This is a genomic window from Streptomyces sp. NPDC054834, assembly GCF_053611185.1.
The window spans coordinates 22,642-31,249 of record NZ_JBSGZV010000075.1; the positions used below are offsets into that span (position 1 = coordinate 22,642).

Annotated in this window: 9 protein-coding genes and 2 pseudogenes; 6 read left to right on the forward strand and 5 right to left on the reverse strand. The window is 68.9% G+C overall.

The features are described from left to right. Positions 1-97: 97 nt before the first annotated feature. Both ACWGJM_RS46325 and ACWGJM_RS46330 read right to left on the reverse strand, forming a co-directional pair. Positions 98-424: pseudogene (locus ACWGJM_RS46325) on the reverse strand (glycosyltransferase); the annotation flags it as partial. Positions 425-430: 6 nt separating this feature from the next. After that, a pseudogene (locus tag ACWGJM_RS46330) lies at positions 431-773 on the reverse strand (transposase); the annotation flags it as partial. A 393-nt stretch (positions 774-1,166) separates the two neighbouring features. Between ACWGJM_RS46330 and ACWGJM_RS46335 the strand changes: the two are divergent. From ACWGJM_RS46335 to ACWGJM_RS46350, 4 genes are all read left to right on the forward strand, one after another. Next, on the forward strand, positions 1,167-1,553 hold the full coding sequence (locus ACWGJM_RS46335) for a VOC family protein (RefSeq protein WP_453417817.1): 387 nt from the start codon (positions 1,167-1,169) through the stop codon (positions 1,551-1,553). Positions 1,554-1,671: 118 nt separating this feature from the next. Then, complete coding sequence (locus ACWGJM_RS46340; RefSeq protein ID WP_453417818.1) at positions 1,672-2,415, forward strand: helix-turn-helix transcriptional regulator; 744 nt, start codon at positions 1,672-1,674, stop codon at positions 2,413-2,415. A gap of 32 nt (positions 2,416-2,447) precedes the next feature. Then, positions 2,448-3,008 carry a DUF3291 domain-containing protein gene (locus tag ACWGJM_RS46345; protein ID WP_453417819.1) on the forward strand — a complete coding sequence of 187 codons (561 nt, stop codon included), beginning with the start codon at positions 2,448-2,450 and terminating at the stop codon, positions 3,006-3,008. A 118-nt stretch (positions 3,009-3,126) separates the two neighbouring features. Then, entirely contained in the window at positions 3,127-3,624 is a 498-nt protein-coding gene (locus ACWGJM_RS46350) for a VOC family protein (protein ID WP_453417820.1), read from the forward strand. Between the two features lie 273 nt (positions 3,625-3,897). Here ACWGJM_RS46350 and ACWGJM_RS46355 read toward each other — a convergent pair whose 3' ends face one another. After that, on the reverse strand, positions 3,898-4,245 hold the full coding sequence (locus ACWGJM_RS46355; protein WP_453417821.1) for a VOC family protein: 348 nt from the start codon (positions 4,243-4,245) through the stop codon (positions 3,898-3,900). Between the two features lie 400 nt (positions 4,246-4,645). After that, complete coding sequence (locus ACWGJM_RS46360) at positions 4,646-5,536, reverse strand: glycoside hydrolase family 19 protein (protein WP_453417822.1); 891 nt, start codon at positions 5,534-5,536, stop codon at positions 4,646-4,648. A gap of 647 nt (positions 5,537-6,183) precedes the next feature. On the opposite strand from ACWGJM_RS46360, the gene ACWGJM_RS46365 reads away from it, so the two are divergent. Further along, positions 6,184-6,660, forward strand: coding sequence for a hypothetical protein (locus ACWGJM_RS46365; RefSeq protein WP_453417823.1), 477 nt, complete (start codon positions 6,184-6,186; stop codon positions 6,658-6,660). 240 nt (positions 6,661-6,900) lie between these two features. Continuing rightward, positions 6,901-8,205 (forward strand): MFS transporter, encoded by a 1,305-nt coding sequence (locus ACWGJM_RS46370; protein ID WP_453417824.1) that lies wholly within the window; start codon positions 6,901-6,903, stop codon positions 8,203-8,205. Positions 8,206-8,325: 120 nt separating this feature from the next. Here ACWGJM_RS46370 and ACWGJM_RS46375 read toward each other — a convergent pair. After that, positions 8,326-8,608, reverse strand: a 283-nt coding sequence (locus tag ACWGJM_RS46375) for a hypothetical protein (RefSeq protein ID WP_453417825.1), incomplete at its 5' end; no start/stop codon positions are given.

Genomic DNA, 8,608 nt, shown 5'->3' on the forward strand with positions numbered 1-8,608 from the left:
CGGTCTCTTCGGGCGTACCGAGTCGGCGGTGCGGCCCGGCGTCGTACTTTCCCGGTTCTACGAGCCCGTGTGGTTCACGCGGACACGGGCGGCCTTTCCTGACCGACGGCGTCGGGGTCATGGCCGTCTTGAGTGCGGCCGTCAGGGACTCGAAGGTCGGAGTCGGACCCTCGTGTGCCGCGCCGATGCCCAGGTCGGCCACGCGGCCGGCCCAGTACGGCTGGTCAGCCATCTGGGGCAGCACCACCTGGGGCGCACCGGCCAGGGCGGCCGTCGTCGTGGTGCCCGCGCCGCCGTGGCGCACGACGGCGGCCACCCGGCGGAACAGTGCGTGATGATTGACCTCGCCGACAGCGAAGCAGTCGTCCTGATCGTCGATCAGTGCCAGGTCGGCCCAGCCGCCGGAGACGAGTGCGCGGCGACCATGAACAACTGAGCGCAGTAATGCCAGCCAGCCGGCGCCGTCCTCGGCTGTGGCGACGTCGAGGCCGAGGATTTCGCGGTGCCCGTCGGCGTTGACGCCGACCGCGATCAGCGCATGAACGTTGATGATGCGGCCGCCCTCGCGGACCTTCTGGGGCGGTGGCAACCACCGAGATCAGGGCCTGCTCGGCACGGCGCCGTCGTTCCAGGAGCCAGTGCGGGAAGTAACTCCCGGACCTGAGCTTGGGGATGGCGAGTTCGACGGTGCCGGCCCGGGTGTCTCACTCGCGTGGGCGATATCCGTTGCGGTGGTTGACCCTCTCGTTGCTGACCTGCCCGTATTCGGCTCCGCGAGGGCGTGCAGGGGCAAACCGTCTGGTGCGGTCATCGTGCTGATCTCTTTCGAGCCTTCGACATCTCGAAGATCAGCCGGTGGCCGTTCTTGTATCCGGACGCTCACTCCGACGCCGGGGCAAACGCCCGGATCAGGTGGGAACCGGTACACCACTTCTCAGGACGCAACCTGAACCGGAGGGCCTGGCTACGGCGGGTGACTCCTCGTAGCAGTCCGGAGGCCCGGGCGCGGGACGCATGCGGGGCAGGGACACGCGATGCAGGGCACCGAGGACACTCGGTCTCGGTCGAAGGTCGGAGCAGGACGGGACCAGAGTCGGATGGCGCCGCTCCGGGCGGTTGTTAGCGTGGAAAGTGGTTCTGGCAGCCAAGGGGAAGGAGGCCGACCGATGGCGGTTGAGCTCAACCACACGATCGTCGCCGCGCACGACAAGACGGCGTCCGCACGGTTCCTCGCCGACCTGCTGGGCTTGGAGGTGGCACCGCAGTATGGTCCGTTCGTCCCGGTGCAGATACCGAACGGCGTGACGCTCGACTACGCGGACACGGCCGGTTCGATCACCCCGCAGCACTATGCGTTCCTCGTTTCCGAGGACGACTTCGACGCGATCTTCGCCCGTGTCCGCGAGGCGGACATGACCTACTGGGCAGACCCGTATCACCACCGCCCCGGCGAGATCAACCACAACGACGGCGGCCGCGGGGTGTACTTCGACGACCCGAACGGACACAACCTGGAGATTCTGACCAGGCCGTACGGGAGCGGCGGGGACTGACGGGGCGGGGTCTTCGACGAAGGGGCGGGGTGCGGCCGGAGGTGTTCCCCGGGAAGCACTCGCCGGGGCCGCGTCCGGCTCTTCTATCTCCAACGTGTGTTGTTCCTAGAATGGTGGGGTGGAGGACATCGACGCGATTGCGACGTTGCAGGATCCGGTGCGGCGTCGCCTGTATGAGTACGTGGCGGCGCAGGGCCGCGAGGTCGGCCGCAACGAGGCCGCCGAGGCGATCGGGGTGGCGCGCACGCTCGCGGCGCACCATCTGGACAGGCTGGCCGGGGCCGGGCTGCTGGAGAGCGGCAGTCGCCGCCTGACGGGCCGCTCGGGGCCGGGGGCGGGTCGTCCCGCCAAGGTGTACACGCGGGCGCGGACCGAGCGGGCCGTGTCGCTGCCCGCCCGCGACTACCGCACCGCCGCCGAGCTGCTCGCCGAGGCCGCCGAGCAGGCCGGGCTGGACGCCGGACTCTGCGCGGCCGCGCGCCGTCGGGGCGAGGCCCTGCGCGGCTCGGCGGCGCCCTGCGGCGGCCTTGAGGAGGCCATGAAGATGCTGGCCGCCCGCGGCTACGAACCGCACCTGGAAGACGCCGAAGACGCCGAAGACGCCGACGACACCCAAGACTCCGCGGGCGTCCAGGGCGCAGAAGGCGCCGGGGGGACGACCGGGGCGGCCGCGCGCGTCGTCCGTATGCGCAACTGCCCCTTCCATGCTGTCGCCGAACGCTTCCCGCCGCTCGTCTGCGGCATGAACCTCGCGCTGCTGGAGGGGCTGCTCGGCACGGACGGTCCCGTCCACGCCCGCATGGACGCCCGGCCGGGCGAGTGCTGCGTGGTGATCGAGGCTTCTAAAAACAATATTGATTGACATAGAAAAACCGCCCGTGCTGAGATGAGGCCATGACCGCATTCGCGCATGGCGCTCACCTTGCCCAGCTCAACGTCGCCAGGCTCCGTCACCCCCTCGACGACCCGCGCACGACACCGTTCGTCGAGATGCTCGACCCGGTCAACGCCGCCGCCGACGGCGCGCCCGGCTTCGTATGGCGGCTCGTGGAGGAGGGGGCGGCCGACGCCACCGCCCTGCGCCCGGCGGGCGAGGACGTCATCGTCAACCTGACGGTGTGGGAGAGCCAGGAGGCGCTGTGGGACTTCACCTACCGCAGCGGGCACCTGGAGGTGATGCGGCGGCGCCGCGAATGGTTCGAGCGGCATGTCGAGGCCCACCTCGTGCTCTGGTGGGTCCCCGCCGGTCACCTCCCGACCACGGCGGAGGCCCTGGAGCGGCTGGCGGACCTACGGGCGCACGGGCCGTCCCCGCGCGCGTTCACCTTCGCCTCCTCCTACACCGCCGCGGAGGCCGCCCAGCACCTTCGGGCTGTGCCGCCGGCGCAGCCTGAGCAGGCCGCCCGGAGCGCGCAGCCGGCGTCGGCCGGGGACGCGGCGGCGGTGAGGAAGTAGACGAAGTCACTCTGCATACAGTCCGGTTGACGGTCGGCGCGTTGCTGAGAACATGAGAGCCTCTGGCAGATCGTGGTGGTCAGCCGGTTGTGAGTCGACGTCGGTGTGGAGGGGAAGCATGGGTGGGGAGGCTCCCCTTCGTTTAGGCCTTCGAGTCGCGGATGTAACTGCGGCTGCCGCGTTGTACCGGGGACTGGCTTTCGAGCAGGTCGGTTCTGTGCCGGGGCCCGACGGCCAGACGGTCATGGCGATCCTGCGACGTGGAGACCTGCAGTTGCTCGTGGACGCTCTGACGGGTCTGCCGTTTCCGGAGAGCGAGCGCGAACAGCAGACGAAGACGGGACCACGCGGGCTGGGCGTGGTGATCGGTCTGGAAGTCGATGACGTGGATGCCGTCGCGCACTACTGCCGGTCGGCGGGCTGCCAGATCACTGTGGATCCAGTTGACGCCCCGTGGGGTGAACGGTACTGCGAATGCGTGGACCCCTACGGGTACTGCTGGAAGTTCTTCCGTCTGCTGCCTGAGCAGCACAGCGGCGACTTGGGTGCCGCCTATGACTGGTGGTTCGGCCCTGTCGGCGCGCAGAACGCGGCCGACGAGGCCCACCGACGATAGCAACGGCCACGGGGCCAGCCCTACGGAGACGGGGCGCAGGTGGGATGCGACCGCAGGGCGCGGATCACCGCGGGACCACACCCGCGGGTGCGGGGAGCACGGCCGAGGCCGTCCGCGAGAGGCGCTGACGCAGGGACCATCCCCGCGGTGCGGGGAGCAGGCATTCCCGGCCATGACGTACGACAACCTTGCCGTTCGTCATGAGGCGACCGTACTGGTCACAGTGCTGAACGAGTGGCTGTGACCAGCACCGTCCACGTGCCGCGGGAAGCGTCAGCGGTGGCTCAGAACGTTGACCACGCGGCCGTTGGGGTCGCGGACGAAGAACCGCCGTACGCCCCACTCCTCGTCCCGCAGTGGGTGAACGATCTCCGCGCCACTGTCCCGCATGACCGCGTAAGCCGCATCCACGTCGTCGACCTCGACGCTCATGTCGGGGGTGACTGGGGCGGTCTTGTCGCCGGTCATCACGCTGACCTGCGCCGCCGGACTGGACGGCGAGGCAAGCGTCATGATCCAGCCGAGATTCATGACTTCCTCGAAGCCCAGCAGGCCATAGAACTCCCGGCTCTCCTTCGCAGCTTCTGACTGAATGATGGGCATGACGCGGCGAACGGCCATCGACGACTCCGGATGAGAAACAGACACGGATCCAGGACCGTCCAGGAGTACTACGACCCGTCCGTCGCCGCACGCACTTTCATACCCGCGGGTGGGGAGCACATGCTGCCGTCCGCCGCGCGAGGTTCACCGCGTTCCACTGTGAGCCGGGCTCTGTGCGGCGCCCACGAGAAAGGCGGGCGCGGTCGGCGATCGAACGCTCCCTGTCAGCAGGGGTGCCGGGGTGGAAGACGGACGCGGCCCGTCAGCCGCACCGCGCCGAAGCCGGTGCGGCGGACGGGCTGGTGCCGAGTCGCCAGGTGCCCGCGGTGTACGCGCTGATCGTTTCCGAGGTCATAGGCGGCGAGCGGTACACGCTTGATGAGCCGACGCACTCACTTCGCCAACTCCTGTACGGCGGTCAGCAGTAGAGATTGCCGCCGGGTGACGTCCCGAGGATCTGAGTGAACCGCTGGTAAGCGTCCACGCGGCTCTGCACCTGCGCCGGGTTCTTGCCGTCGCATTCGAGGGAGCCGTTGATGCTGCGGATCGTCTGGCCGAAGCCGGCGCTGTTGACCATGGCGTTGTGGGGTGTCATGGTGCCGGGCCCGGTCTGGGTGTTCCAGTACCAAAGGGCCGTCTTCCAGGCTACGGCGGCGTCGTTCTGCACCAGCCACGGGTTGTTGAGGAGGTCGATGCCGAGCGCGTCGCCCGCGGCCTTGTAGTTGAAGTTCCAGCTGAGCTGGATGGGGCCGCGCCCGTAGTAGGCCGCCTGGCCGGCCGGGCAGCCGTATGGCTGGCTCCAGTCGCAGTAGTGCGGGTAGTTGGCCGTGTTCTGTTCGACCACGTACACCAGACCGCCGGTCTCGTGGCTGACGTTGGCGAGGAAAGCCGCGGCCTCCTGCTTCCTGACCGTGTCGCTGCCGGTGTTCGCGAAGGCGGGGTAGGCGCTGAGAGCGGCGGTGAGGCCGCTGTACGTGTAGAAAGAATTCCGGTTCGGGAACATCTGGTTGAACTGGGCCTCGCTCACCACGAAGGTGCCGACGGGGGTCCCGGAGCCGCCGTCGCAGGCGTAGGGATCCCAGTACCAGGTGCTGATGGTCGGGTCGTAGCCCGGGTTGTCGTGTTCGGCGATGTAGGTCTTGCCGTCGGTGTAACGCACGATGTCGCCGGTGGTGTACGACCTTCCGGCGACCCAGTTCGGGTAGCTCGAACACGCGGCGGCGGACGCGTTTGCGGCCGGCAGCAGGACCGGCACGGTGCTACCGAGGACGAGTGCGGTGACCACGGCGGAGATACGGCGCCTAGACACAGGATCAACTCCTTTGCGGAACACGGCCGCACCCGGACAAGGGCAGCGCGAAGCCGGGCCTTGTGCGCACGTGCCGGTCGGACCGGCCACGGCGTGGGCGCGGCCGTGGTGGGGGGTGTGGAGGCACACTCAACCGCTTTGGTCTGTACCAGTCAAGGGTTTAGACCAGTCAACTCGCTTCGCCCGGCGAGCGATGCCTTGGCGTGGGCCACCTATTGCCCGCAGCCGGGACGACTCGGGCGGGCCGCCAACCGGAACGAGGAGCCGCGCGAGCCACCATTGGCCGAGCGGGGCAGGATATGCGGGGCGTTGGCGGCCGTCGGCGCTGTCCCGTGACGGGCGGGGCCGTGGGCCGGGGGGGCCTGATGGCAGGCCGCCTCGGCTGCGTCGCGGGGTGCGCGGCGGCCCCGGCCGTGGCATTCGCTGCTTTCGGCCAGTGGGAGGCGACCACTCGGTACCCGCCCCGTCGCCCGAGCCCGCTTCCTCAGCAGGGCGCGCAGACCCGTGGCCGCCGGCGATGACTGCCAATGACTGCCACGCCGGGGCCGTGGCAACGAGGATGCCGAAGGGAAATAAGGAGATCGCTGACGCCGCACCCTACAGCCCCAACTTCTGCTGCGTCCCCGCGCTCTGAGAGGCTTTCCCCCGTGCCCGCGGCCAATCCGCGCTTCAGCGTCCTGCCGGAGGACTTCGCCGCCGACCCCTATCGCTCCTTCGCTAGGCTGAGGGAGCAGGCGCCGGTGCACTACGAGCCGGCGGTCAACAGTTACTTCCTCCCCCGCTACCAACACGTGAAGCGGGTGCTGACCGACCACGAGACGTTCACCACCGAAACACTTCAGGAACACGCCGAGCCGGTGATGCGCGGACCGGTCCTCGCCCAGATGACCGGCGCCGAGCACACCGCCAAGCGTCACCGGGCAGACCCTGTGTCTGGCAGGACGCTCGCACCGAGGAGACCTGCCGGGCGGACCGCACCCTGCCGCGTCGACCACCAAGCAGCCCTCGACGGCGATGAGCTGACGCACTTGCGGCCTCCGGGGCCCGAGCGGCCAGCTCAGCCGCCCACCCTCGTGACCCGGTGCGAACAGCCGGAGTTCTCGCGCCGTCTGCCCGGCCGTTAATTGCCTTTCGTGCCCCGCCGAGCGGGAGCTAGTGTCCGCGTAACGAGTGACTCACGAGGAGCGAAGAAATGCCCGGTCGTTCGAGCACGCGTTGACGTCTGAGGCCGTGAGCGGCCTGTCATCGCGTGCTGCCCTTGATGCGCGGCATGGCGAACCTTCCTTTCCCGCTTCCTGAAATGGTCGGTGCACCTGTCGTGCGCCGGTTGGCGGGTCTCGTCTTCGGTCATCCGAGGGGTTTCTGTGCCGTCCTCTTCCTCCGCCGCATCCGATTCCGGTCGACCCGTTCCCTCAAGCCTGTGGCGGGACGTGGACTTCCGTAGGCTCTGGGTGGGCCAGACGGCCTCCCAACTGGGCGAACATGCAAGTCTGGTGGTTCTGCCGCTCTTCGCCGTACTGACGCTCAACGCCGGTGCCGGCCAGTTGGGCGCCCTGCGCGCGGTGGGGCAGGCGCCGATTCTGCTGCTGTCGCTCTTTGCCGGCGCGTGGGTGGACAGGTGGCGGACCCGCACGCTGATGGTGCTGACGGACGCCGGTCGGGCCCTGGTACTGGGCGCCGCCGCCGTGGCCGGCCTCCTCGGTGGGCTCGGCCTGGCGGCGCTGCTTGTGGTCGCCTTCGCTGTCGGGGCTCTGTCCGTGTTCTTCGACGTGGCATACCAGGCGTCCTTGGTACGGCTGGTGAAACGCGAAGAGTTGGTACGGGGCAACAGCGCGCTCGAGGGCAGCCGGTCCGCTGCGCAGATCGGCGGTCCCGCCCTCGGCGGTGCGTTGGTGTCTGTGCTGTCGGCACCGATCACTGCCGCATCCAGCGCAGTGTTTTTCGTGCTGTCGTTCCTGTCGATCCGACGGATCGGCCGCCGCGAGTCCATCCCGGAACGCTCGGGACGTCCTCCTCGGGTCTGGCGGCGGATCCATGAGGGCCTCCGCTTTGTCGCCGGCGACACGTTGCTGCGGACTGTGTGCCTCGCATCAGCCGCCTTCCAGTTCTTCTTCGCGGCGGTGATGACCGTCTATCTGCTGTTCCTGCCACGGGACCTGCACCTGTCAGGCACCGTCGTCGGGCTGGCACTCGCGGCGACGGGGCCGGGCGCGCTCCTGGGCTCGCTGCTGGCCGCCCGCCTGCCGAGCCGCTTCGGGTATGGCGCTGTGCTCGTGTCCGCGGCAGCATTCGGCGACGGTGTGTTCCTGTTCGTGCCTGCCCTGCACGGCTCCTCCGTGGTGACGGTTCCCGCGCTGCTTGTGGTCAACTTCGTGTTCGGGACCTGCGGTCAGCTGGTGAATGTCACGGTCATGGCCATCCGGCAGACCGTCACTCTGGACGGGATGCAAGGCCGCGCGGCCGCGACGATCAACTTTGTCGGCATGGGGATGACCCCGCTCGGCTCGCTGCTCGGCGGCTTTCTCGCGGAAGTGTGGGGGACGCGCACCAGCCTCCTGGTGACAGCCGCGGGCATGGTGCTGTCGCCGGCACTGATGGCGCTGTCCCCACTCGCCCGCCTGGGACGGACGCTTCCCGCACCGCCGGAGACTCCGGTCCCGTCTGCGTGAGGGCTTCCATCGCCGCGAACAGCCGGCACAGCTCCGTCAGCGGTCGTAGCCGTCACGGGAGTGCTGACGACACGCCCTTGTGTGCCAGCAACGACGGCTGATGCCCACGGTTTAGCACTCTCATATGGAGAGTGCCGACTGATGTGCTGCCGGACTCCCCGTTCGCGGCAGATGCCGGGACATGGGGGAGGGACAGCCGTGTTCGACGTCCTGCGAGTGCGCGACTTTCGCCTGGTGGCGACTGCGGAGTTTCTGTCCAGCCTCGGAGATCGGCTCCATATAGCCGAACACCATGATGCCCAGGCGGTAAGCGCTGACTTCGGTGCCGGCCCGTCCCAGCTTCCGCACGGTGACCCGTTTCCATCCGTTGCTGTACGTGTTCGGTGCCTGCGCCGTCCGGGCC

Coding starts and splice junctions, on each gene's coding strand:
- ACWGJM_RS46335 (WP_453417817.1), top strand. CDS start 1,167: ATGGCGGTTGAGCTCAACCACACGATCGTCGCCGCGCACGACAAGACG.
- ACWGJM_RS46345 (WP_453417819.1), top strand. CDS start 2,448: ATGACCGCATTCGCGCATGGCGCTCACCTTGCCCAGCTCAACGTCGCC.
- ACWGJM_RS46350 (WP_453417820.1), top strand. CDS start 3,127: ATGGGTGGGGAGGCTCCCCTTCGTTTAGGCCTTCGAGTCGCGGATGTA.
- ACWGJM_RS46355 (WP_453417821.1), bottom strand. CDS start 4,245: ATGGCCGTTCGCCGCGTCATGCCCATCATTCAGTCAGAAGCTGCGAAG.